This window comes from Flavobacterium sp., from assembly GCF_024305175.1.
Classification (GTDB): Bacteria; Bacteroidota; Bacteroidia; order Flavobacteriales; family Flavobacteriaceae; genus Flavobacterium.
In genome coordinates, this window is record NZ_JAMWYY010000045.1 from 1 (window position 1) to 24,211 (window position 24,211).

The following is a 24,211-nucleotide window of genomic DNA, read 5'->3' on the forward strand; positions in this document are numbered from 1 at the left end:
ATTTTAATAGTACAAATGATTGTTGTTTTTCTTTCTGCATTTCGATGGTTTCTGTTTCAGGGATTCATTATTGGGTAATTTCCAAGTTAAATGAATTATATAGAATATTGGAAATCATATAAGCGATATTACTAAATAACTACCAGTTGTAAAGAAGACAGCATTACACCTTTCTTTAAAAGAGATTTGGAGGTTTGAAAATAAGTGGTTATATAATTTGTACAATTTATCTTAAAAGGTATTTTTGTCAAATTATTATTACCAATTCAACCTTTAATCAATGAAAAAGAATTACCTATTGTTTATTGTTTTATTAACAACATATTTTACAAATGCACAGGCACCTTTTATAACAACCTGGCAGGTATCAGGTAGTGATTTGTCTATTACTATACCAATAATAGAAGATGATAATATACCTGACAATTATACAATTGATTTTGGAGATGGAACTATTTTGGATAATCAATCAGGTATAGTTTCTCATACTTATGCTACCGCAGGTACTTATACGGTATCTTTATCTGGTAACTTTTCCAAAATAAGAGTTTCAAATGGTTCAAATATAAATGCATCTAAGCTTTTTACAATAGAGCAATGGGGTGATATACAATGGACGAGTATGAACTTGGCTTTTTCAGGATGTGTTAATTTATCTATAAATGCAGTTGATGTACCTGATTTAAGTAATGTAACGAATATGAGCTATATGTTTTCAAACTGTAGTTCTCTTAATCAATCTTTAAACGATTGGGATGTATCTAATATAACCAATATTTCATATATATTTTATCATGCCGATGCATTTAATCAACCATTAAGTAACTGGAATGTTTCTAATGTTACTGATATGTCATATGCATTTATGGGGGCAGATTCATTCAACCAGTCATTAAATGATTGGGATGTTTCTAATGTAACTAATATGCAGAGTATCTTTCACAGTGCTGATGCTTTTAATCAGCCACTTAACAATTGGGATGTTTCTAATGTAACTAATATGATAACAATGTTTTCTTATGCGGAATCATTTAATCAATCTATTGATACATGGAATGTATCGAACGTATATATCATGGCAGGTATGTTTGGAAAAGCAAGTTCTTTTAATCAGCCTCTTAATAGCTGGGATGTTTCAAATGTAACAGATATGGCAGGTATGTTTGGTCAGGCAAGTTCCTTTAATCAACCACTTAATAACTGGAATGTATCGAATGTAAATGATATGGATAGTATGTTTCTAATGGCAAGTTCTTTCAATCAGCCTTTAGATAATTGGGATGTATCAAATGTTACTAATATGAGGCAAATGTTTACTGCAGCTATTAATTTTAATCAAGATATCTCTTCATGGGTTTATAATGAAAGTGTAGTTTTTGGGCTTCCCGGATATTTTGTAAGTTCTACCACTTTAGATGTAACAAATTATGATGCATTATTAAATAGATTTAAAGAATTAGGATTGCAGGATAAATGGCTTTACTCAACTAATTTAGAGTATTGTGATGAAGATACTCGAAACTATTTGATTAATGAATTAGGATGGAATATTGATAATGATAATTTAGCTGAAGACTGTACAGCAGATATTCCATTGCTTGATGAGAATCAAATATCTATATATCCTAATCCTGTAAATGATTTTCTCCATATAGAAAATAAATCAGATGTTGTTGTTGAAAGAGTTATCATATATAACCTGCAAGGGCGTGAGTTAATCAACATAGATGAGAATTTGAGTATCATCAAAGTTGATAATTTAAGTACAGGAGTATATATAGTAAATTTAATAACAGATAGTGGTTCATCAGAATATAAGCTGATCAAAAATTAGTTCTAACTATTTCAAATCTTAATCAATGAAAAAGAATTACTTATTGTTTATTGCTTTATTAGTAACATGCTTTACAAATGCCCAAGCACCATTTATTACAACTTGGAATATTTTGAGCGGCGATACTGTAATTATTCCTGTTGTTGAAGATGATGCGATACCTGATAGTTATACTATTGATTTTGGAGATGGTACAATTCTTACCAACCAATCAGGGGAGGTGTCTCATACATACGTAAACGGAGGGATATATACTGTAACAATGTCAGGAGATTTTACTAGAATAAAATTTCAGGTTGAAAATACAAATACCAACCTTAAATTGTTAACAATAGAGCAATGGGGGGATATACAGTGGACAAGTATGGAAAGGGCATTTAATTATTGTAGTAATTTAGTTGTGAATGCAGATGATACTCCTGACTTAAGCAGTGTAACAAACATGTCATATATCTTCGCAAATACAACTATGAATCAATCCATAGATGGCTGGGACGTTTCTAATGTAACAAATATGGAAGGCGCCTTTTGGAATAGTAGTTACAATCAACCATTAAATAATTGGGATGTGTCAAACGTAATGAATATGAATGGAATGTTCCAAAGTAATTTATATTTTAACCAGCCTTTAAATAACTGGGATGTTTCAAATGTTACTGGTATGAAAAGAATGTTTCAAGGTTGCCAACAATTTAATCAGCCGTTAGATAACTGGGACGTTTCAAATGTTACTAATATGGAACTCATATTCGGTAGAGCAATGTCTTTTGATCAGCCGTTGAGTAACTGGAATGTATCAAGCGTTAATAATATGAGAGGTATGTTTGAAGTAACACCATTTAATCATACAATAAATAACTGGAATGTTTCAAGTGTTACTAATATGGAGAATATGTTTTGGTCATGCCAATACTTTAATCAACCTCTCGAGAATTGGGACGTTTCTAATGTATCTGATATGTCTAGTATGTTTTATAATTGTATAGCTTTTAACCAACCTTTAAATAACTGGAATGTATCAAATGTGACTGATATGGAGGCTATGTTTTTGAATGCAAATTCTTTTGACTATCCCTTAAATAATTGGGATATATCAAATGTTACAATAATGGGTGGTATTTTTTATTATGCAACTTCTTTTGATCAAGACCTTTCTTCATGGGATTTTAATCAGGGCATTACATTCAATAACATTTATTACCAAGCTTTTGATTATACGGCTTTTGGTAATTCGAACTTAAGTATTAATAATTATGATAGTTTATTAAACAGATTTAAGGAATTGGGATTATCAAATAAAAGTATAGGAGCCGAAACGCTAATGTATTGTGACCAAGAAACCAGAAATCATTTAATTAACGAATTAGGATGGGTTATTGAAGGTGATAATTTAGCAGAAGATTGTACAGCATATATTCCCTTGTTTGATGAGAATCAAATATCTATATATCCTAATCCTGTAAATGATTTTCTTCATATAGAAAGTAATTCAAATATTATTTTTGAAAGAGTTATCATATATAACCTGCAAGGGCTTGAATTAATAAACACAGATGAGAATTTGAGTATCATCAAAGTTGATAATTTAAGTGCAGGAGTCTATATAGTAAATTTAATAACAGATAGAGGTTCATTAGAACATAAGCTAATTAAAAATTAAGTCAAAGTATATAAAACACCTGCCATTTGGCAGGTGTTTTTTTGGTCAATAATTTTTCCTAACACATTACTATCAATTCTGTTATTTTCTTACTTTTGATGGCACAAATAAGAGTATCTTTCAAAAAACGTTATGCAATTCAACCGCAAACAATTAACCAATCAACAATTACTCAATCTTTATAAGAAACTATTAAAGCCCCGCATGATAGAGGAGAAAATGCTCATCCTCATCCGTCAGGGCAAAGTTTCCAAATGGTTCAGCGGGATAGGGCAGGAGGCCATATCTGTAGGTGTTACCACCGTGCTGGATAAAGATGAATATATACTGCCCATGCACCGTAACCTGGGGGTTTTTACAGGGCGCGACATTCCGCTGTACCGCCTTTTCTCGCAATGGCAGGGCAAGGCAAACGGCTTTACCAAGGGGCGCGACCGCTCGTTCCACTTCGGTACGCAGGAGTATAAAATAATAGGCATGATATCGCACCTGGGGCCGCAGCTTGGCGTTGCCGATGGTATTGCACTGGCTAACAGGCTGCGCAAAAACGGTAAGGTAACTGCAGTATTTACAGGAGAGGGCGCAACCAGCGAGGGCGATTTTCATGAGGCACTAAACATTGCCGCCGTGTGGGATTTGCCGGTGCTTTTTATTATAGAAAATAACGGCTACGGGCTTAGTACCCCAACCAATGAACAATACCGCTGCGAAAACCTTGCCGACAAGGGTAAAGGCTATGGTATGGAGAGCCATATTATAGACGGTAACAATATTTTAGAGGTATATACCCAGCTAACCGACATAGTGGCTTCTATGCGCGAAAATCCGCGCCCGGTGCTGCTGGAATTTAAAACTTTCAGGATGCGCGGGCACGAAGAGGCAAGCGGTACAAAATACGTTCCGCAGGAGCTTATTGATATGTGGGCTGCCAAAGACCCTGTAGATAATTACCGCAGCTACCTGATGCAGGAAGGCGTGCTTACCGAAGATATGGATAAGGAAATGCGCGCAGAACTGAAAAAGGAAATAGACGAGAACTACCAGCAGGCTTCTGCAGAGCCGCCTATTGAAGCAAATTTAACCGAAGAGTTAAATGATGTTTACAAACCGTTTCAATATGAAGAGGTTAAACCTGATGGAGATTCGGAAAATGCAAGGATGATTGATGCTATTTCGCAGGGGTTAAGGCAAAGTATGCAGCGCCATGAAAACCTTGTGATAATGGGGCAGGACATAGCCGAATATGGCGGGGCATTTAAAATAACCGAAGGCTTTGTTGCCGAGTTTGGTAAAGAGCGCGTGCGCAACACGCCAATATGCGAATCGGCCATTGTATCTGCGGGTATGGGGCTTTCGATTAATGGTTATAAATCGGTTATAGAAATGCAGTTCGCCGATTTTGTTTCTACAGGCTTTAACCCGATTGTAAACTATTTAGCCAAAGTGCATTACCGCTGGCAGGAACACGCCGATGTGGTGGTGCGCATGCCTTGCGGGGCAGGGGTACAGGCGGGGCCTTTCCATTCGCAGACTAATGAGGCATGGTTTACCAAAACCCCGGGGCTAAAGGTGGTTTATCCGGCTTTCCCGTATGATGCCAAAGGTTTGCTTGCCACAGCAATAAACGACCCTAACCCGGTAATGTTCTTTGAGCATAAGGCGCTGTACCGCAGTGTGTACCAGGATGTGCCCAAAGATTATTATACAATACCTTTCGGGCAGGCTGCTTTGCTTAAAGAAGGTGAGGATGTTACCATCATATCATTTGGAGCGGGAGTTCACTGGGCAATAGAAACGCTGGAAAAGAATCCTCATATAAAAGCAGACCTTATTGACCTGCGCACGTTACAGCCGCTTGACGCTGAAACGATATTTAAATCGGTAAAGAAAACAGGTAAGGCTATAGTATTGCAGGAAGACACACTGTTTGGCGGTGTAGCCAGCGATATTTCTGCCATGATAATGGAAGAGTGCTTTGAATACCTTGACGGTCCTGTAAAACGCGTAGGCAGCCTTGAAAGCGCCATACCGTTTACCAAAGCGCTGGAAGACCAGTATTTGCCAAAACAACGTTTTGAAGCAGCCTTAAAAGAATTATTAGCTTATTAATAAAGCTTTAATTTCAATACAGAAGCCCCGCATTGCGGGGCTTTTACTGTTTATACTACTATAGATAAAACCATTTGTAATCTTTTTATCACATTTGTTTTGATATGTACCTTTGCAGTAGAAAAAAAGAAGTTAAATTTATCAGAGAAGCTTATGAAATTTCATACCAGAAAATGGGTTAAGCCCGAAGACCTGAACCCCAACGGAACGCTGTTTGGCGGTAAACTGCTTGCCTGGATTGATGAGGAAGCAGCATTATATTCTATTATACAATTAGAGAACCCGCACGTAGTAACCAAATATATGTCAGAAATCAATTTTATGAGTTCGGCAAAGCAGGGCGATATTGTAGAAATCGGTATAGATGTGGTAAAATTCGGTACTACTTCAATTACATTACGCTCTGAGGTACGAAATAAAATGACTCAAGAAAAAATCATTACTGTAGATAATATTACTATGGTTAATCTTGACAGCCTGGGCAGGCCTTCGGCTCACGGTAAAACCAAAATAGAATATGTAGAAGACAGGCTTAAAAAAGCTTAATCTTCCGGCACAAAATCAGTCACATTTTTGCTCGGCAGTTCAAATATCTCAAGGTCAAAATAGCGTACCGCAGCAATAACGTGGTCAAATATATCAGCCATGATATATTCATAATTTACCCACCGCTTGTCTGATGTAAAAGCATAAATCTCTACCGGGATGCCTTTTTCGGTAGGCTGCAGGTGGCGGCACATCATGGTTAAGTCTTTATTGATGGCAGGGTGATTTTCTACATACTGGCTTATGTATTTCCTGAAAAGGCCCAGGTTGGTAAGATTTCTTCCGTTTATGGCTTCCGATTTATCTATGTTGTTTTGCAGGTTGTATTTATCGATATCACTTTGCCTGTGCTCAATATAGGATGATAGCAGTTGTATTTTCTTAAAAGAATCCAACTCTTCCTTACTCACAAAACGTACGCTGTTTGCCTTTATCAGTATATGCCTCTTAATGCGCCTGCCACCGGAGTTTACCATACCCCTCCAGTTGCGGAATGAATCTGATATGAGGCTGTAGGTAGGCACAGTGGTTGTGGTATTATCAAAATTCCTTACTTTTACCGTAGCAAGGTTAATTTCGATAACATCACCATCGGCGCCATATTTTTCCATGGTTATCCAGTCACCTATGCGCACCATATCATTAACACTTACCTGAATACTGGCTACAAACCCAAGTATAGTGTCTTTAAAAATGAGTATAACAACCGCCGAAACGGCACCAAATGTACCAACTATCTTAAGGAAATCTACATTAAAAAGTACCATAACCATACCTGTAACGGCAAATATCCACAGTACGATCATAATAACCTGTATGTAACTGTCAATAGGCTTGTCATTATAAGCAGGCTGCTGTTTAAGATAATCTTTAATGGCGTTAAGGGTGCTCCTTACAATCCATAGTATCAGGAATATGATAAATATGGTAATGCATTTGTCAAAAATCCCTTCCCAATACTTAAAGCGCTCCAGGACTAAAGGTGCGGTATGATATATAAATAGCAGGGGCACAAGGTGTGCCAGGTATCTGGATACCTTATTTTCAACCAGGAAATCATCAAAAGAAGTTTTGGTGCGCTTGGCAAAAGCCCCAAACGCAACCACTAATATTTTTTTTGATAAAAAATCAAGGAGATAGGCAACAATGCAGATAACAGTAATATTAACGGCAAGGTTGGCATATAAAGCCGAATTGTGGCTAAAATCTATATCCCTGAAAATGTTATAAGCCCAGTTGAATATATCCATCCTTTACTATGCTTTGGCTTTAAAGTATTTATTCTCAATATAAAATGTACCAAAAGGTACTACTGAAGCTGCACATATAATAAGAAACTTTTTCCAAGGCCAGTCCTGCTCAACCTTAAGCATTATTGCCAAAAGTATATAGCCTATAAACAGTAAACCGTGTGCCATACCTACTATACGTACAGCTTCGGGAATTTCCAAAATATACTTTAGGGGCATTGCAATAAACAATAGTGCAAGAAGCGAAACACCCTCAAGGGTAGCTATAATTTTAAAAAAACGTGTCATAAATTATAAATTTATGCAAAGGTACTAATCAATGTTTTTATAGCCATAAAAAAAGCTGTTTGTTTCCAAACAGCCCCTAATTATATAACCGAAGATTGCAATTATTAAAATTCCATGAACGCCTTGTTGTATTCCCTAAGGTCGAGCATGTTGTTTTTGTTGCTAAGATCACTAAAAAGCGATAGAAGATATTCTAAACTTTCCATATTGTTTTCATCTGTCTTCTCGTTGTCAGATACTACTTCCATTCCTTCTTCCATTGGTTCATCATCAGGTATCGGAATAAGGAAAGCGCCGTTTTCCTCAAGGTGCTCATAAGTAAGGCGGAGTGCTTTTGTTAATACCGGATTTTGCTCGTCCATCGAATATTCACGTAATTTCTTCAGGTCAGCAATAAGTCGTTCTGCATTAAAGCCGTCTTTAAAAAGATCTACCTGCATCTTTTTTATCAGTTTTTGTGCACTCGGATTTTCCACAGTATAAGTTTTTTGTTTTTTGAACTTTTATAAGAAATGCAAAAATACTACTTTATATAATTAAATGTTATCATTTTTCTGAATTTATTGCACGAACACTATTTTACAGGTACATTTGAAGTACAAACCTGTATATGAGCAAACGCGACCTGAAAAAATATCTTGCCACACTACCCAAAGAAGAGCTCGAAGAGCAGCTCATGTCACTTTATAATAAGTTTACAGACGTAAAAACATACTACAATTTTATATTTAACCCCAAAGAAGACAAGCTGGAGCAGGAGGCCAAGCAGAAGATACTGCACGAATATTTTCCTTTAAAAGGGAAAAGGGCTAAACTTCGCCGCTCTACGGCACAAAAGTATATAAAGCATTTCTTAACACTTGGGGTAGATGCTTATATAACTGCCGATGTAATGCTTTATAATATAGAAACGGCGCAACGCTACACCGCAAAGCGTGAAATTCGTACCGCAACATTTTATAAAAGTATGTATAATCATTACAAACAAACTGTTGACTATATAACGGCAAATGGTATGGCGGCCGATTTTAAAGATAGGATAGCGAAAGTTTACCTTGAAACCGAAAGGCAGCAATGGGAAAATTTCAAAGAGTTTGAAAGGATATACGATAATTTTGAATAGCTATAAATCGAACAGGTTCCCCTGTATATCCTCACGATGATACCCCTGTTTAAGCCTTCCAACCCTGAAAAGGTTTACTTTTTCATGTGCCTGCCGCGTAGGTTCGGGTATACGATGCCTTAAGGTACAATTCTGCATAATTTCAAGGCTGCTTTCTACCGATATTTTGTGTCCCGGCGAGATATAAACCGGCTTAACACCAGTTTTTGTACGGAAGGCATAGCCTAAAAGCTCTCCGTTATTGTAGATGGGGCTGTAACTACCTCTTTCCAGCTTAAGCGGGTCATACCTGCCAAACAGCATACTTTTAGCGCAACCAACAGAAGGGCAGCCCGACAATAACCCGAAATGAGAAGCAATGCCCATTTGCCGTGGGTGCGTAATGCCCTGCCCATCTAAAACCATAACATCCGGCTTTTGGGGCAGACTGTTAAATGCCTCCAGCAGGGCGGGAACTTCCCTGAAACCGAGGTAGCCCGGAACATAAGGGAATTTTGTAACAGCCTCTATTAATGAATAAGACTGCACTACCATCTGTGGATAACTCAGCACAACAATACCTGCATATACTATATCGGAATCTTTATTATGCGATATATCTGCACCCCCAATAGTCGTTATTTCTTTAGGTTCTGTTATCAACGAAATATTGTGCCGCAATTCATTCTGTATTGCGGTTGCCTCGTTAATCGTTATAGTGTCATAATTAAGCATTAGCATTGCTTTTCCAGAGGGTAAGTTACTAAATAATATTGGCATGCTTTGTAAAGGTTTAGCCAAAACAGCCTACCGTTAAATTAGCACCGGCAGTTTATTATTATGATTTTATAAACATATATATGTAGCTAAATGTATATTTTTGAAAATTATCATATCTCTTTATGCATACAGAAGAAAACGAGGACAGAAAAGAGCTTTATCGTTATCAGGAAAAGGACATTGATACTATTTTTGAAAAATTTGAGGGCAGGTCTGATAATTATCACCTGCTGTACCAATTGCCTACAGGTGGCGGTAAAACAGTAATTTTTTCAGAGATAGCCCGTCGGTATATAGAAAAGTATAACCGCAAGGTATTGGTGCTTACACACCGCATAGAGCTGTGTAAGCAGACTTCTAATATGCTTACTACTTTTGGGGTAAAGAATAAAGTTATAGACAGCAATATAAAAGAACTTCCTGACCATAAAGAATATATGTGTTATGTTGCTATGGTGGAGACACTTAACAACAGGCTTAAGGATAAAAAATTCAGGATGGATTACATAGGGCTTGTTATTGTTGACGAAGCACATTATAATTCATTCAGGAAACTGTTCAGCTACTTTAAAAACTCCTATTTTTTAGGTGTTACGGCTACACCCTTAAGCTCTAATATAGACTTGCCTATGTATGAAACCTATGACGAGCTTATAGTGGGAGAACCCATACAATCGCTCATTAATAACGGTTACCTGGCCAAAGCCGAAATGTATGGATATGATGTAGAGCTTACTTCATTAAAGCTGGGTATAAACGGCGATTATACCGTTAGCTCGTCTGATGAGCTTTATTCACGCACTGCCATGCAGGATTTGCTGCTGCAATGTTATGAGAGCAGGAGTAAAGGAAAGAAAACCCTTATTTTTAATAATGGTATTAATACATCGCTTTATGTATATGAAACATTCAGGGCGGCAGGTTACCCCATCAGGCATTTAGATAACCGCACACCTGAAGAAGAAAGGCGAAAAATATTAAGCTGGTTTAAAAAAACACCTGATGCTATAGTAACATCGGTATCTATACTCACTACAGGTTTTGACGAACCTACCGTAGAAACTATAATTCTTAACAGGGCCACACGCTCATTAACGCTGTATTTTCAGATGATAGGGCGCGGCTCCAGAAAGCTGCCTGAGAAGGATATTTTTACGGTTATCGATTTGGGTAATAACGCACAGCGTTTCGGGTTGTGGAGTGACCCCATAGACTGGCTGTACATCTTTAAGCATCCTGAAGAGTTCTTGGATAACATCCGTACCGATGCTGATATAGAAAGCCACCACATTTACAGGATGCCTGAAGAACTGCGTGCGAAGTTTGAAAATACGGCAGAGGTTGCTTTTGATGTGGAGGAGGAATTCCAGATAGCTATGGACGAGAAGCTGAAGCCTAAAACCGTAATAGAAAAATCGATACGCCAGCATGCATTTATGTGCATAGAAAATACCGACACCATACCTGAGGCACGCAAACTGGCAAAAGAGCTGGAGCCTGATATTGAGTACAGGGTAAAGCAATATGCAAAACTGTTAAGCAAGACCACTAAAAATTACAGGGAGTGGCTTATAGAAGATTATAAACACCGCCTTAGCGTGTTTATAGGAAGGGTGTTTGATCGTTATAAAGAAGGCGAGGCAGAAGAGATTGAACTAAAAAAGCTTTAATTGTCCGCTTTCACCGCTTTGCTTTTTAGGTGGTTTTGCATCACCAAAAATAGTGCGGCCGCCATACTTATACGATTCGTTACGCTCTTTCTGGATTAAAGCCTCAAAATTACTATTAGGTGTAAAATCTTTCTCTGCATTTCGTGATATCTCAGACAGCTTTTGTATCGCAGCCATTTTATCGGAGTTGCCTATTTTGGCCCTGTTAATTGCTGTTTGCAATGTAGTAATGGTTTCATCAAAAACCTTTATCGGTACAGGGAAAGGATTACCGTCTTTACCACCATGTGCAAACGAAAAGCGTGCAGGGTCATCAAATCGGGTAGGGGTGCCGTAGATTACCTCACTTACCAAAGCAAGCGATTGTATGGTTCTTGGCCCCATACCTTTTAGCATAAGCAGGCCTTCAAAATCTTCAGGCTTGTTCTCGTGAGCCATCCAGAGCATAGCACCAAGTCGTTTCATGTTTACATCCTGCATTTTCACATCATGGTGGCCCGGCATAGTAAGGTGGTTAAGCTCTTTTATAATCCTGTCAGGGTGTTCATTTGCAATTATTAACGATTTTTCTCTTGTAGTTGCTGCTTCATTTGCTGTAAGGTTTAAAATCTTTCCCTGGTTCTCGCCATATATAAAAGTGTGCGGCTCGTTTACAAAAGACTGCAGGTCTTTAGAATGCCAATGATACCGCCTTGCCGTGCTGGTAGCGTTATTAAGTCCCTGCTGTATTACACACCAGTTACCCGCAACATCTACAATAAAATTATGCTGGTATAACTGAAACCCATCCTGTATAGCGGTATTGTCTATTTTTGCGGTTAGCCTGCTTAAACCGGCCAGCTCTATACCATTAAGCCCTGTACGGTTGCCAACGGCAATAAGCTCATCAGGCGTTTTCATAGAGTGCTTTCCTTTACCGCCGCAAATGTATATGCCCAGTTCTTTTGCGTGCGGATTTACCGAACGCTTTAACGCCCCCAATACCGAAGTTGTGATGCCGGAAGAGTGCCAGTCCATACCCATAACAGCCCCGAAGCTCTGGAACCAGAATGGGTTTGCGAGCTTGCTTATTACCTCTGATGTAGAAAACTCCATAGCAATGGCTTCTACAATAGCCAGCCCAAGCTTTGCCATCCTTTCAGAAAGCCAGAGCGGAACATGACCGTTGTGCAGCGGCAGGTCGGCAGAGCCTGATCTTTTCATATTTAGCAGATTTATAAAGGGAGGAGGGTTGTACTGCAAAGATAACGAAACCTGTACTTATTTTAAAGCTATGCTTCTCCTTTCCTGAATGTTATAATAGGGGCAAGGCAGCTTTCCGGAATATTAAACGCATCTGTAAGCGGGACAGCATCCCTGCGTATTTCCCAGCACAACTGGCTAACCATTTTACGTATGGCTTTTGTTTTAACGCCTTCCATGTAACCCTGTTCTAAATACCATGCTTTATGTTCATGCAGTTTGTTTAGTGCAAACAGGTTATACAGGCGCAGCAGTACTTCTTTTAAGGGTTCGCTTTTACAGTTCTTAATGTTCAGGTAAAACTGCTCTAGTATAACCCTGTCAAGGTAGGCTTCTGCAAGGTTAAGCATGTGCGGGTGCATAATGTTGGCAGCATCAAAAGTATCAAGCCCGTCGTCAACCAGTTTTTTAAAGCGCCTTGCGGCAGAGCTTACCAGTTCTTTTTCCCTGTATTGGAATGCATGCACGTGAAAATCGGGGTCGGCAAGGTGCTTTTCGTCTGTATTGCGCGTAGCGAACGGGTTCTTTTCGGTTATAGATGTTTTGGCCTGCTGCAACACATAATTAAACAGTGTGCCTACGTTCAGTTCCCCGAATTCCTTTCTAAACTCACTGAGTCTGTTTTTGGCAACAAGCTGCATCAACACAGTATTATCGCCTTCAAAAGTGGTATATATCTCGGTGTCGTTCTTTAAATCATCAATCCTGTTTTCAGATATGTAACCTTTACCGCCACAGGCTTCCCTACATTCCTGAAGAGTGTCGCGGGTATTCCATGTAGCATAAGCTTTCATACCCGCAGCAAGCGCTTCTATTTCCTGCATTTCTTCGGGTTTCCTGTTTATAAAACGTTGTGTTACATATTGCAGGGCAAAATGCAGTGCATAGGCATTGGCAAGATAGGGCATAAGCCTTAGCTGGTGCATACGATAATTGAGTATAGGCACTTCTTTACCACCGGCAGGGCCAAACTGCCTGCGCTGGTCGGCATATTGTATAGCTATAGTAAGCCCTGTGCGTGCGGCAGCAAGTGCAGAGCGCGGTATGCCTATACGCCCGCCGACTAATGTGCCCAGCATAGTAAAGAACCTGCGGTTGTCGCTGGGGATTGGGCTGGTAAATTCACCATCCTCATTTACAGAGGCAAACCTGTCCAGCATGTTTTCTTTTGGTATAGTTACATTATCAAAATATAGTATGCCGTTATCAACTCCGTTAAGCCCCATTTTTTTACCGCAATCGTCTATGGTTACACCGGGTAATACATTTTTATCTTTATCGCGTATAGGTACAATAAATGCATTAACACCGTAGTCTTTCCCATCTATAACCAGCTTAGCGAATACAGTAGCCATTTCGCCATGATTGGCAGCATTTCCTATATACTCTTTACGGGCATACTCATCAGGCGTATTAACTATGAAAGTTTTGTCAGCATGGTTATAAGTGGCAGTAGTTTCTATACCCTTAACGTTAGAGCCATGATGTGTCTCTGTCATAGCAAAACAGCCCGGCAGGGCAAGTGTACCAACTTGTTGAAGGTATTTTTTATAATGCTTTTCTGTACCTAACGAAAGTATGCTCATGCCCCAAAGCCCGAATTGCACACCAAATTTAATTACCAGGCTCAAATCATGGTAGCTAAGGGTTTCCATAATGGTAAAGTAGCGCTCTATATCATCTTTACCGCCATATTCTTTTGGATATGCATAAGAGCCTAGGCCGTTATCTGCAAGGATATGGCACCATTGCAAAACGGTCTCCCGGAAATCATCCGCCGAAGTATCCGTTAATTCAAGCTCGGGCGAGCTTATAATACTTTTAACCTTGTTTATGATGTCTGACTGCGTACCTTCCAGAAATGCAGTCATTTCGGCTATATCAAAACTTTTACTGGTGTTGTGTGCGTGGGTAACAGTGTCTCGGCTGTTACTGAACCCTGATATTAATTCGTTGCCCATAATGCCTAAATCGGCTTCAAGCTGAACAAAAGCAGGAGCTTTGTGCTGAATGTCCTCATTATTAAATGCAGGTCTTTCGGCATTTGCTATTAATATTCCTACCTCAGTTAAATTAGAAGGTTTATCAGATGATGATAAAACGTTATCTATCATATCTTTCCAACTGTATAAATCTGATCGGGAAGGGGGGGAGCCTGCCTTAATTTTAGATTGCAGAAAGTCCTTTTCAGCTTTTGTAATCCAGTCTGTAGCACTTATAAAGCTATCCAGCTTTTCATATTCCTGAGGCGTCAATATATTGTCTTCCCATGCTATATATAAAAAGGGAACGAATATTGAGAGTTTGGGGTTATTCTGAAATGTAATCATTGCTTGTTTTTCTATAAAAATAAGCAATTACTTACAAGACAATTTGTAATAATTTGTTAAACAGGCTTATCTAAGCAAATTATTGATTTTGGCGTGCTGAAGCAGTATAATAGTTTTAGCATCTTTTATTTCTCCGGCAGTAATCATTTCCATTGCTCTGGCGAAAGGCAGTTCCAAAACTTCGATATTTTCCTGCTCGTTTGCTGCGCCACCGCCTTTTCCGGTTTTCATAGCGTCGCAGTAGGCTGCTGTAAAAAAGTAAAGTATCTCGGTAACCGAGCCTGGCGACATGTACACTTCCATTGCCTTTTTTACATGGGTAAGAGTGTAACCCGTTTCCTCTTCTGTTTCACGCCTTATGCACTCTTCAGGCTCTTTATCATCAAGCATGCCCGCACAGGCTTCAATCATAAGCCCATCGGTATTTCCGTTAAACCATGTAGGTATACGCAATTGCTTTGTAAGTATAACAGTCTGTTTATCTTTATTATATAGTAAAATAACAGCGCCATTACCGCGGTCATAAACCTCACGTGTATGGCTTTGTTCAGAGCCATCTTTTAGTAAATAAGTATAATTCACCTTATATAATTTTCCCCAGTTATCAGATAACAGTTCTTTAGAATGCAGCTTGATATTTGGTTTATTTTGGCTCATCGTTTCTTATATTTTATACGGCTGTAAAAGTAAATCATTAAACGCATCCCGCACAAAATTTAAGTTTAAAATAACTGAACCTGTATGTTATTGCAGCAGCTTAATAAGGATATAAGTAAGTATATATGCAAATAATGGTGCAATACCCCAAACGGTAAAAAATCGCTTAACCGTCTTGTTACTGAATGTTTTTTTAACGCCATGCTTACTTATACTTAAAGCTATAAAACCCGCACCGTTAAGCTGTACTAATGATGTAGGTATGCCTTTTGTAACAGATGCAAGCAAAAGCAGGCTGGCTGTTATAACAGCTATTATAGTACCATTAAAAGGGGAGACCTTTACAATTTCTTTACCGGTGTTTTTTGTTGCTTTATAGCCTAGTAAGGAGCTGCCTATGGCAAAACAGGGCGCTACAATAAGTACCGATAATATTACAATAGGGAGGAAGCTACCTAAATTTTCCTGCCCGATTTCATTAGCTGTTAATGATGCTATAGGGGCGGCAGCATTGGCAACATTGTTAGCACCTATAGAAAAAGCCACATAAAGTGATGAAAGAATCAGTACTGTTTTTAGCCCTTTGTGCTGGTTTAAATACCTGTAATCATCAGTAAATACTTTATCTTTTAATGTGGGCAACAGCCATTTAGAAAGTCCCAGCATTATAAAGAAAGCAATTAATGGTAAGATTATCCATGTTGGGATGATTTCATAAAACAGCTTGTGAGTGTTTAAACCATCTGTAGCTGTTGCTGCTCCTGCTATTGCCAAAACCGTTGACTGGCTTGTTGACTGCGGAACACCAATTAAATTTGCTACCAGTATCGAAATGCTGATAGAAAGCAGTATAACAGATGTATTTAGTGGCGTAAAATACTGCTGGTCTAAAAGTCCGTTACCAAGAGTTAACGAAACTTCTTTCCCTGCAATAAGTGCACCTGCAAGCACCATTACCCCAAATAGCCCCGGTATAGCATTGCGACGTATTATATTTGCGCCATATGCTGCCGAAAAGGAAGGAGCGGTGCCGCTCCCACCCATGTTTACCGCTAAGAACATTGCCAAAAGAAACGGTACGGTTAGAGTGCTGAATAATTCTGACATGGGTTATTGGTTTTTTGGTTTGGTAAAGTCTATTATATGGTTGATTGTGAACCTTACGATATGGCGGTTGTAAAAATCTACTCCCGACTGCCTTTGCTGAAACCAGTTCATATAATCGAGCTCTACACCAAAATTCTTTAACGGCATATACCTGATGCCACCGCCGTAACGGTTCTGGTCAAATACATTATTTACTATTTCGTTGCCGATATTAAGGTGTATTTCATCAAAGGCTTTTAAAGCTATTTTAGCGGAAGGGGAGTACTGGAGTTCAAGTTTATAACGAAAGCGGTTGTTTGTATATTTAAAAGAACCGTCCGGCTGCTCAAAAAAGCGGAATTCATCACGGTATCTGTGATGCAGGTTCAACTTATCATTTAATTTTTGCAGGTAGGCAAACTCAAACTGCGGCCTTAACTCTGTCTGATTGGTATATTCTTCAATATTAGGGTCATGAGGCAGCGAGTGTACAAAGTAAGTAAAGCCTAATGCTGTATTCCAACCCTTGCCTAATTTTCTTTCAAGATTGGTGCGGGCTACAAACTGGTGCTGCCGCCAGGGGAACCAGTATGTCCTTTCTTCGATTTCCTGCCTTAGCTGATAATTATCGTTAAATTTTAGTGTTAAGTGATAGCGCATCCATAGCAGGCTTTGCGTTTCAATGTTTTTCTGTGCAGTAACATCAGTAAAGCTCAATGTGCTAATAATTAGCAAAGCAACTTTGGCAATTGCTGTTTTTTTCATTTATGGCAGGTTTCTAACAGAGTGCAAATATATAACACCTATTATTCCTGCCAAATAAGTATGATATAAAAATAAAAAAATTACTGTTTTTTTGTTTCGCGTTGTATTATGTTGGCAAGTGTTGCTTTTTTCAGGCGCTTAACTGTTTCGTTCCTTATTTCCATAGCTACCTGTCGTATGCCGCATGTTTCTTCATCAATACATTCTTCGCAGCGTTCATAATAATCATAAGTTACGCAAGGCAATAAACCAATAGCACCGTCAAATAAACGTACTACAGTTGCGATATTAATTTCTTCAGGCGTACCATTTAATATATAGCCACCATATTTACCTTTTTTACTTTTCAATATTTTAGCATTTTTAAGCTCACTCAAAATTGACTCCAAAAATTTCAATGAGATTTTCTGGTCTTCAGAAATACGGCTTACAGATACAGGCCATGAATCTGCATTCCTTGCAATATATACCAGCGCATTTATGGCGTACTTCGTTTTTTTAGATAACATCTATTAAAAATGGCTTATTTCTACAAATATAATATATATTGAAACCGGGCACAAATAATAAAATATATTGTAAAATAGACATTATTATATATTTGAATTATAATTTATATTATGTAAAATAAAAAGATTGAATTTAAGCCGTACTATTCTGTACGGCTTGGTATATTTATTTAATCATTACAGGTATATCCCAGTTCTCCCAGCTTAATGTTACATTATTGTTGTTAACTTTATAAACAAGGCGCTCGTTCATGGTAGCCGACTTTTTAGGCTTTACTTTTACACGAATCTCATCTTTAGATTCATCATATTTATATGCGCCCCATTGTTTTGCTTCTTTATTAAAAATTATGGTAGCAGCGTCTTTATCAGGAATCACAAAAAAAGAATATGTACCGGCAGGCAGTTTTTTACCTTCAACCATTATATCTTTTGTTGTTGTAAATGTGGTTGCATCATTTGCTCCGGCACGCCATACTTTACCGTAAGGTACCAATGCGCCCCAAATTTCGCGTCCTTTTACAGACGGGCTGCTGTAGTTAATAGTAATTGTTGAACCATTTATAGTTCCTTTAGCTTTTTCAGCCGGACTTGCAGGTTTCTTCTCCTGGGCATTTATGGTTCCGGCCATAATCAGCATAACTGCCATAACGGTAGCTTTAAGTAATTTTTTCATAAACTTTTTTTGTTTGATTGTTATTTTATAAAAATAAAGGTAACAATAAATTACCATACTAATTTTAACATACCTTTAAATATTTACTGTAAGCATTTTCTTTTATCGGTTCATAATTTATATTACTTTTATTTCAATATTTAAATATTATGAGAAATCTTGTTGCAGAACAAGTTGCCGATTTTTTAAAGCGTTTTCCGCCCTTTAGCAGCCTTTCCTATGGAGAACTTACTTCTATTGCCGCACAGTCAAAAATTATATATCTTGAAAAGAACCAAGTACTTTTTAAAGGCGGCGATGCAACCCATAACGACTTTTATATTGTTAAAGACGGCGCAATCGGGCTTTCACTTACTTCTGATGCAGAAGAAATGCTTGTGGATAAATGTGATGAAGGCGATATATTAGGTTTAAGGCCTTTTTTTGCTAAAAATGACTATCTCCTGACTGCCCGTGCACGTGAAGAAGCACTTGTATATGCTATACCTATAACTGTTTTTCAGCCGTTTGTCTCAGAAAATAAGGCAGTTTTAAACTTCCTGCTACAAAGTTTTGCGTCTCAAACCCGTAACCCATACGACAAAATAAACACAGGTAAGTTAATTGCCGAAAATACTATTTATAACGAACAGGTTGCCGATATACAATATTTTCAGCCTATTCGCTATACAAGAAATCCCATTACGGCAAATCCTGACGATTTAGTAAAATTCATAGCTAAAACCATGTCTAACAGTGCTGTTGGCAGTGTTATCATACAAGAAGATCAAATGCCTGTAGGGATAGTTACCGACTGGGATTTAAGAACTAAAATTGCAACAGGCTTACTGCCTATAGATGCTGCGGCAAAAGAAGTTATGACCTCTCCTGTTATAACTGTGCCGGAAAATATATCGGTAGCCGAAGCACAGATGATGATGATGCGCCATAATGTTACGCATTTATGTGTTACACGCGATGGCACCGACAATACACCTGTGAGCGGAATTATTTCTGAACATGATGTTGTTGCGGCACAATCTAACACCCCCGGTGTTTTGCTAAAGCAATCGCGCAGGGCTGTAAACGGAAAAGATTTAAAGCACGTTCGCGAAAAGCTTACAGAGCTTATACAGAATTCTATCGATAAAAACATACCGGTTTCCTATATTACCAATATTGTTGCCGAAATTAATATTGCCATTACCCGTAGGGCTATAGAACTTGCTGTAGAGAAAACAGGCACCACCCCCCCTGCCCGCTTTTCATGGATGAATGTTGGCAGCCAGGGCCGCAGGGAACAGCTATTGCTTACCGACCAGAATAATGCGCTTATTTTTGAAGATGTACTGCCTGAAGATTATGAGCAGGTAAAAACGTATTTTACAGAACTGGCAGAGCTTGTTAATGATATTCTTGAGAAAGTAGGCTACCAGTATTCTGCTAATAAAATTGTAGCCTCTAATCCTAAATGGTGCAAGTCTTTAACCGACTGGTTAAAACAATATAACGAATGGATTAAAAATCCGGCAGAGAAAGAAATAGAAAACAATGCCATTTTCTTTGATTTTGATTTTGTGTATGGAGTTCCCGAAATAGAAGACGCGCTTACTGAGAACATAAGGACAGGTACAAGTGGCAATAAAAAGTTTTTTGCATACCTTGCTGCAGATACACTAAGAAATCCGCCACCTTTGGGTTTTTTCAGGCAGTTTCTTGTTGAAAGCGACGGTGAGCATAAAGACAGCTTTAATATAAAGAACCGTGCATTGGAACCTTTAACAGATGCCGCACGCCTTTTGGCTTTAAGCCACAATATAACAGAAATAACCAATACATACCAAAGATTTAAAAAGCTCGCTGAGACGGAAGAGAAGCACGCAGCTCTATATGAAGAATGTGCTGAAGCTTATAATCTGCTCATGCGCTTCAGGACAGAAGAAGGTTTGATTAATAATAATGATGGTAAATATTTAGATTTAAATACGTTATCAAAATCAGATAAAGTTAAACTTAAAAACAGTTTTCAGCCTATAGCTGATATTCAGGATATAATAAAAAACCGTTTTTCACTTACCTATTTAAAATAAAATGCTCGACTGGATTACAGGCGGAAACATTCCGCAATTCTGGAAAAATTATACAGCCCTGTTTGACGGTGAAGAAAAGACAGGCTCAGAAAAACGTTATGTGGTATTTGATCTTGAAACTTCAGGAACTGATGTTAAGGAGAATGTTATACTCTCTATAGGGGCACTTGGCATAGCCGGTAATGCAATAGCTATTAATGATTTTTTTGAAACGCAGATAAAAACAGATTTAACTAATGAAAGCTATAATGCAAAGTTGCATTTATCTGCAGAAAAAGTTGTAGAAGCGGAAGCTATTATACGTTTTTTAAAATTTACAGGCGACGCCATATTAGTAAGCCATAACAGTAATCTTGATATAGAAATGCTTAACCAGGCATTAAAGCGCCTTGAACTGGGCAGGTTAAAAAACAGCTTCATGGATATTAATGTGCTGTACCAAAAATGGAAAGACCTCCCTGAAGATTATCATGCCACCACAGATGAAATGTGTGATGCCTTAAAAATAAGCAAAGGCGACAGGCATACAGCATCCGGCAATGCTTATATTACTGCTTTATTATTTTTAAAGCTTAAGAAAAAGCTTGGGATCAATTTATAGAAACAAAACAGTTTGTTAATGCCTTAAATAACAAAAGCCCCGTTTTTTAGGGGCTTCTTAATATATTGTTGTAAAATTATTTTTTAATCAGTTTGTATTGAGATGTACCTTTTGTTGTGCTGATTGATATTATATAAACACCAGATGTAAGGTTTGCTGTGTCAATGCTGTTTACAGTTTTATCAAGCTCAAGTACTTTGCCGCCCTGCAGGTTATAAATAACTGCACCTGTTACTTCTGTACCTGTTGACTGTATTGTTAGTACATCGCCCACCGGGTTAGGATAAATGACAACGTTGTTACCCTTTACAGTATCAATACCAAGAGGTGGCACTACCTCTGTAGATGCTATATTGGTAATAATAGGCAGGTTATAGTCAAAATATATCCTGGCATCACCACTCATAACATCACCAACCTGAATATTAGCAACAGGTTTTATTTTATACGCTATAAAACCATTACTTCCGGCAGCGTCGGCTGCTTCATGAGGCAGGTTAATATCATCAAATATAAATTCTACAAGGTTACCGTCGGTAATCTCAACACGGTAATCATGGCTGGCACTTATCGGTCTGAAGGTTGTCCAGTCAAGGTTAGGGTGCAGTTCGTCTTCAATCCTCACAAAAATAGCACTTGCTGTACCAGTGTTCTGGAACCTGATTATGTAATCTAAATATTCATCAGCCTGTTCTATAAATATTGTCTCGCCCTGCACTACCCTCTTATCATTAGGGTCGTAAGAGTTTACAATCTCCTGCTCGAAAGTAAAGGTGTTATCATCAGGCGTGTTATCATTGGCATCGGGTGTAACAGTGGCAGTAAATTCTGCTGTTTCACCACCATTCACAGTAGGCGGGGTAAACGTTAGCATTGTAAATGCTACAGCCCTGCTCTGGAACGGCAATATGTTATCAACAGCAAAAATCAGCTGGTTAGCTGTTGCTGAAGTTGCGGCAGGTGTTGCAGAAACAAATGTTTGCAGTGTTTCATCAAATGTTAGTGTAACTGTAGTATTGGCAACAGTTTGTGTTCCCATATTCTCAACGATTAATTGATAATTGGCTTCAAACCCAGGTCGTGCTTCATTAAGTGGCAAGATCGTAATGTTTAAGTCCTCTATACTTTCTGTTGCAGTAATACAAAAGTTACGTGTTTCAGTGTTATTATTGCCAACAAAATTTACAGTTGAGCTGATGGGATTTACTTCAAAATAATCAGGAATATTAACAATGGCAATATCATAAGTACCTTCAAAAGTATTTATTACATATTCACCTTGAGAATTGCTTATGGCAGCATAATTACTATCTTCATTAGTAGCCTTAATTAAAAAATTAATTGTAGGAATATCGCTTTCATCACAACCATTTGCATCATTGTCAAAAGTAACTGTGCCTGATAAAGTATTAACCTCGCAGTCTTCACTCAGGCTGTCTCCGGAAATATTCCATCCTTTTTCATTAATTAAATAATTTCGTGTTTCAAGAGAGGAACAATATTCAAGATTTTCTGATCTAAGTGCCATATTTTCTAAACCTAAATCTGCAAAACGCATTAATAATGCATCATAATTAGCAGTATCTAAATCGCTGTAGCCTGCAAAATGGCCATCAGGGCCAAATATATTGGCTTGTGGAAAATTCCAGCTTGAAAGGTCCTGATTAAAGGATGAAGCATTTTTAAATGCCCTAACCATAATAATGACATTAGATACATCCCAATTATCCAGCGGCTGGTTAAAAGAAGTTGCTCCATTAAAAATCCTCTGAATGTTTATTACATTTGATATATTCCAATTGTTTAGCGGTTGGTTAAATGAAGTTGCAGAGTCAAACATAGTGTCCATGCTGGTAACGTTTGATACGTCCCAATTACCTATGGGCTGATTAAATGCAGTTGCTCCACTGAACATTTTCGACATACTTGTAGCGGCAGATACATCCCATCCGTCTAATGGCTGATTAAATGAACTTGCACCTGCAAACGTCGAAATAAAATCTTCTACATTTGAAACATCCCAGTTATTAAGCGGTTGATCAAATGATGTGGCAATACGAAACATACCCGTCATGTTTGTAACGCTTGAGACATCCCAATTATTGATTGATTGATTAAATGATGTGGCACCATGAAACATCATAGACATATTTGTAACATTAGATACATCCCAATCGCCTATGTATTGATTAAAGGCAGATGCATCATAGAACATACTACCCATATTGGTAACGCCAGATACATCCCAATCTCCTATCGGTTGATTAAAGGATTCTGCATTATAGAACATGTTACGCATATCAGTAACATTAGATACATCCCAATTACCTATGGGTTGATTAAAGGATTCTGCATTATTAAACATGTTACGCATATCAGTAACGTTAGATACATCCCAGTTATTTATTGGTTTGTTAAAAACTGTAGCCCCGTAAAACATATATTGCATATCGGTAACATTAGATACATCCCAATCATTTACAGGTGAATTTAATGCAGCTGCATTCATAAACATTCTGCTCATATTTGTAACCAAACTTAAATCAGGAGTATCTGTAGCATTAATGTTTAATGCATCACAACCTTCAAATGCACTTTGCATGCTTGTCCATTGCACATCACCCCACTGCTCTATAGAATATAACCTGGCCGCGGTAAGACTTGACACATTTAATTTAATACGGCTAAATTCTCCCGAAATACTCACATAATAAATACCCGGACTGGCATAAAGATGGGTAATGGTGCCTGATTGATTGGTTAAAACTGTACCATCTCCAAAATCAATAGTATAGCTATCAGGTATATTATCATCCTCAATTATACCAAAGGTTAGACTTAAATTGCCTGCACCTACATTCCATTTACCAATAAAAGGCTCTTGTGCGCTGGCAAAATGTGTGATCAAACAAAAAATAAAGAATAAGTAGTTCTTTTTCATAAGTAAGGATTTTAATACAATCTATAAAAATAAGTATTTAACATTATATTCTGTATTCAAATAATAAATTTAAGGTAATTAAATTGTTACTGAATG

The 24,211-nt window shown here is 37.9% G+C and carries 20 protein-coding genes; 8 read left to right on the forward strand and 12 right to left on the reverse strand.

Features of this window, described 5'->3' with window-relative positions:
* The first annotated feature begins 280 nt into the window (after window positions 1-280).
* From Q0K96_RS10905 to Q0K96_RS10920, 4 genes are all read left to right on the forward strand, one after another.
* Window positions 281-1,834: a BspA family leucine-rich repeat surface protein gene (locus Q0K96_RS10905; RefSeq protein WP_297334025.1), complete on the forward strand. Its 1,554-nt coding sequence runs from the start codon at window positions 281-283 to the stop codon at window positions 1,832-1,834.
* A 25-nt stretch (window positions 1,835-1,859) separates the two neighbouring features.
* Complete coding sequence (locus Q0K96_RS10910; protein WP_297334026.1) at window positions 1,860-3,494, forward strand: BspA family leucine-rich repeat surface protein; 1,635 nt, start codon at window positions 1,860-1,862, stop codon at window positions 3,492-3,494.
* Between the two features lie 132 nt (window positions 3,495-3,626).
* Window positions 3,627-5,603, forward strand: a complete 1,977-nt coding sequence (locus Q0K96_RS10915) for a dehydrogenase E1 component subunit alpha/beta (protein WP_297334027.1) — start codon at window positions 3,627-3,629, stop codon at window positions 5,601-5,603.
* Window positions 5,604-5,756: 153 nt separating this feature from the next.
* Window positions 5,757-6,149, forward strand: a complete 393-nt coding sequence (locus Q0K96_RS10920; RefSeq protein WP_297334028.1) for a hotdog domain-containing protein — start codon at window positions 5,757-5,759, stop codon at window positions 6,147-6,149.
* Here the strand turns inward: Q0K96_RS10920 and Q0K96_RS10925 are convergent.
* From Q0K96_RS10925 to Q0K96_RS10935, 3 genes are all read right to left on the reverse strand, one after another.
* The gene (locus Q0K96_RS10925) at window positions 6,146-7,399 is read right to left on the reverse strand and encodes a mechanosensitive ion channel domain-containing protein (RefSeq protein ID WP_297334029.1); all 1,254 of its coding nucleotides are present in this window, start codon (window positions 7,397-7,399) and stop codon (window positions 6,146-6,148) included. The genes Q0K96_RS10920 and Q0K96_RS10925 overlap by 4 nt on opposite strands.
* A 6-nt stretch (window positions 7,400-7,405) precedes the next feature.
* Window positions 7,406-7,687 carry a DUF3817 domain-containing protein gene (locus tag Q0K96_RS10930; protein ID WP_297334030.1) on the reverse strand — a complete coding sequence of 94 codons (282 nt, stop codon included), beginning with the start codon at window positions 7,685-7,687 and terminating at the stop codon, window positions 7,406-7,408.
* Window positions 7,688-7,791: 104 nt separating this feature from the next.
* The gene (locus Q0K96_RS10935; protein WP_297334031.1) at window positions 7,792-8,163 is read right to left on the reverse strand and encodes a hypothetical protein; all 372 of its coding nucleotides are present in this window, start codon (window positions 8,161-8,163) and stop codon (window positions 7,792-7,794) included.
* Window positions 8,164-8,297: 134 nt separating this feature from the next.
* Here Q0K96_RS10935 and Q0K96_RS10940 point away from each other — a divergent pair, with 134 nt between their 5' ends.
* The gene (locus tag Q0K96_RS10940) at window positions 8,298-8,810 is read left to right on the forward strand and encodes a DUF6155 family protein (RefSeq protein WP_297334032.1); all 513 of its coding nucleotides are present in this window, start codon (window positions 8,298-8,300) and stop codon (window positions 8,808-8,810) included.
* Here Q0K96_RS10940 and nfi read toward each other — a convergent pair whose 3' ends face one another.
* Window positions 8,811-9,569 carry a deoxyribonuclease V gene (gene nfi / locus Q0K96_RS10945; protein WP_297334033.1) on the reverse strand — a complete coding sequence of 253 codons (759 nt, stop codon included), beginning with the start codon at window positions 9,567-9,569 and terminating at the stop codon, window positions 8,811-8,813.
* Between the two features lie 122 nt (window positions 9,570-9,691).
* Between nfi and Q0K96_RS10950 the strand changes: the two genes are divergently transcribed.
* Complete coding sequence (locus Q0K96_RS10950) at window positions 9,692-11,239, forward strand: DEAD/DEAH box helicase (protein WP_297334034.1); 1,548 nt, start codon at window positions 9,692-9,694, stop codon at window positions 11,237-11,239.
* Here the strand turns inward: Q0K96_RS10950 and Q0K96_RS10955 are convergent.
* The 7 genes from Q0K96_RS10955 to Q0K96_RS10985 all read right to left on the reverse strand — a co-directional run bounded on the left by Q0K96_RS10955 (window position 11,225) and on the right by Q0K96_RS10985 (window position 18,504).
* Window positions 11,225-12,442: a DUF763 domain-containing protein gene (locus Q0K96_RS10955; protein WP_297334035.1), complete on the reverse strand. Its 1,218-nt coding sequence runs from the start codon at window positions 12,440-12,442 to the stop codon at window positions 11,225-11,227. The two genes, Q0K96_RS10950 and Q0K96_RS10955, sit on opposite strands and share 15 nt — an antisense overlap.
* 68 nt (window positions 12,443-12,510) lie before the next feature.
* Window positions 12,511-14,811 (reverse strand): acyl-CoA dehydrogenase, encoded by a 2,301-nt coding sequence (locus Q0K96_RS10960; protein ID WP_297334036.1) that lies wholly within the window; start codon window positions 14,809-14,811, stop codon window positions 12,511-12,513.
* Window positions 14,812-14,877: 66 nt separating this feature from the next.
* Window positions 14,878-15,468 carry a GDP-mannose pyrophosphatase NudK gene (gene nudK / locus Q0K96_RS10965; protein WP_297334037.1) on the reverse strand — a complete coding sequence of 197 codons (591 nt, stop codon included), beginning with the start codon at window positions 15,466-15,468 and terminating at the stop codon, window positions 14,878-14,880.
* A gap of 87 nt (window positions 15,469-15,555) precedes the next feature.
* Window positions 15,556-16,575, reverse strand: a complete 1,020-nt coding sequence (locus Q0K96_RS10970; RefSeq protein ID WP_297334038.1) for an inorganic phosphate transporter — start codon at window positions 16,573-16,575, stop codon at window positions 15,556-15,558.
* A gap of 3 nt (window positions 16,576-16,578) precedes the next feature.
* Window positions 16,579-17,319 (reverse strand): DUF2490 domain-containing protein, encoded by a 741-nt coding sequence (locus tag Q0K96_RS10975; protein ID WP_297334039.1) that lies wholly within the window; start codon window positions 17,317-17,319, stop codon window positions 16,579-16,581.
* Window positions 17,320-17,399: 80 nt separating this feature from the next.
* Window positions 17,400-17,828, reverse strand: a complete 429-nt coding sequence (locus Q0K96_RS10980; RefSeq protein WP_297334040.1) for an Rrf2 family transcriptional regulator — start codon at window positions 17,826-17,828, stop codon at window positions 17,400-17,402.
* A 166-nt stretch (window positions 17,829-17,994) separates the two neighbouring features.
* Window positions 17,995-18,504: a DUF2911 domain-containing protein gene (locus tag Q0K96_RS10985; RefSeq protein ID WP_297334041.1), complete on the reverse strand. Its 510-nt coding sequence runs from the start codon at window positions 18,502-18,504 to the stop codon at window positions 17,995-17,997.
* Between the two features lie 149 nt (window positions 18,505-18,653).
* On the opposite strand from Q0K96_RS10985, the gene Q0K96_RS10990 reads away from it, so the two are divergent.
* Together Q0K96_RS10990 and Q0K96_RS10995 are read left to right on the forward strand one after the other, a co-directional pair.
* Window positions 18,654-20,573 carry a DUF294 nucleotidyltransferase-like domain-containing protein gene (locus Q0K96_RS10990; protein ID WP_297334042.1) on the forward strand — a complete coding sequence of 640 codons (1,920 nt, stop codon included), beginning with the start codon at window positions 18,654-18,656 and terminating at the stop codon, window positions 20,571-20,573.
* 1 nt (window position 20,574) lies between these two features.
* A complete protein-coding gene (locus Q0K96_RS10995; protein ID WP_297334043.1) occupies window positions 20,575-21,174 on the forward strand; it encodes a 3'-5' exonuclease in 600 nt (199 codons plus the stop codon).
* A 76-nt stretch (window positions 21,175-21,250) separates the two neighbouring features.
* On the opposite strand, the gene Q0K96_RS11000 is transcribed toward Q0K96_RS10995, so the two are convergent.
* Window positions 21,251-24,115 (reverse strand): BspA family leucine-rich repeat surface protein, encoded by a 2,865-nt coding sequence (locus tag Q0K96_RS11000; RefSeq protein ID WP_297334044.1) that lies wholly within the window; start codon window positions 24,113-24,115, stop codon window positions 21,251-21,253.
* Window positions 24,116-24,211: the final 96 nt, after the last annotated feature.

What these genes read in the sequence shown, in the direction of transcription:
- Q0K96_RS10930 (WP_297334030.1), bottom strand. Translation starts at nt 7,687, where the DNA reads ATGACACGTTTTTTTAAAATTATAGCTACCCTTGAGGGTGTTTCGCTT.
- nfi (WP_297334033.1), bottom strand. Translation starts at nt 9,569, where the DNA reads ATGCCAATATTATTTAGTAACTTACCCTCTGGAAAAGCAATGCTAATG.
- Q0K96_RS10985 (WP_297334041.1), bottom strand. Translation starts at nt 18,504, where the DNA reads ATGAAAAAATTACTTAAAGCTACCGTTATGGCAGTTATGCTGATTATG.
- Q0K96_RS10955 (WP_297334035.1), bottom strand. Translation starts at nt 12,442, where the DNA reads ATGAAAAGATCAGGCTCTGCCGACCTGCCGCTGCACAACGGTCATGTT.
- Q0K96_RS11000 (WP_297334044.1), bottom strand. Translation starts at nt 24,115, where the DNA reads ATGAAAAAGAACTACTTATTCTTTATTTTTTGTTTGATCACACATTTT.
- Q0K96_RS10915 (WP_297334027.1), top strand. Translation starts at nt 3,627, where the DNA reads ATGCAATTCAACCGCAAACAATTAACCAATCAACAATTACTCAATCTT.
- nudK (WP_297334037.1), bottom strand. Translation starts at nt 15,468, where the DNA reads ATGAGCCAAAATAAACCAAATATCAAGCTGCATTCTAAAGAACTGTTA.
- Q0K96_RS10905 (WP_297334025.1), top strand. Translation starts at nt 281, where the DNA reads ATGAAAAAGAATTACCTATTGTTTATTGTTTTATTAACAACATATTTT.
- Q0K96_RS10995 (WP_297334043.1), top strand. Translation starts at nt 20,575, where the DNA reads ATGCTCGACTGGATTACAGGCGGAAACATTCCGCAATTCTGGAAAAAT.
- Q0K96_RS10990 (WP_297334042.1), top strand. Translation starts at nt 18,654, where the DNA reads ATGAGAAATCTTGTTGCAGAACAAGTTGCCGATTTTTTAAAGCGTTTT.
- Q0K96_RS10925 (WP_297334029.1), bottom strand. Translation starts at nt 7,399, where the DNA reads ATGGATATATTCAACTGGGCTTATAACATTTTCAGGGATATAGATTTT.
- Q0K96_RS10920 (WP_297334028.1), top strand. Translation starts at nt 5,757, where the DNA reads ATGAAATTTCATACCAGAAAATGGGTTAAGCCCGAAGACCTGAACCCC.
- Q0K96_RS10940 (WP_297334032.1), top strand. Translation starts at nt 8,298, where the DNA reads ATGAGCAAACGCGACCTGAAAAAATATCTTGCCACACTACCCAAAGAA.
- Q0K96_RS10970 (WP_297334038.1), bottom strand. Translation starts at nt 16,575, where the DNA reads ATGTCAGAATTATTCAGCACTCTAACCGTACCGTTTCTTTTGGCAATG.
- Q0K96_RS10960 (WP_297334036.1), bottom strand. Translation starts at nt 14,811, where the DNA reads ATGATTACATTTCAGAATAACCCCAAACTCTCAATATTCGTTCCCTTT.
- Q0K96_RS10980 (WP_297334040.1), bottom strand. Translation starts at nt 17,828, where the DNA reads ATGTTATCTAAAAAAACGAAGTACGCCATAAATGCGCTGGTATATATT.
- Q0K96_RS10950 (WP_297334034.1), top strand. Translation starts at nt 9,692, where the DNA reads ATGCATACAGAAGAAAACGAGGACAGAAAAGAGCTTTATCGTTATCAG.
- Q0K96_RS10975 (WP_297334039.1), bottom strand. Translation starts at nt 17,319, where the DNA reads ATGAAAAAAACAGCAATTGCCAAAGTTGCTTTGCTAATTATTAGCACA.
- Q0K96_RS10910 (WP_297334026.1), top strand. Translation starts at nt 1,860, where the DNA reads ATGAAAAAGAATTACTTATTGTTTATTGCTTTATTAGTAACATGCTTT.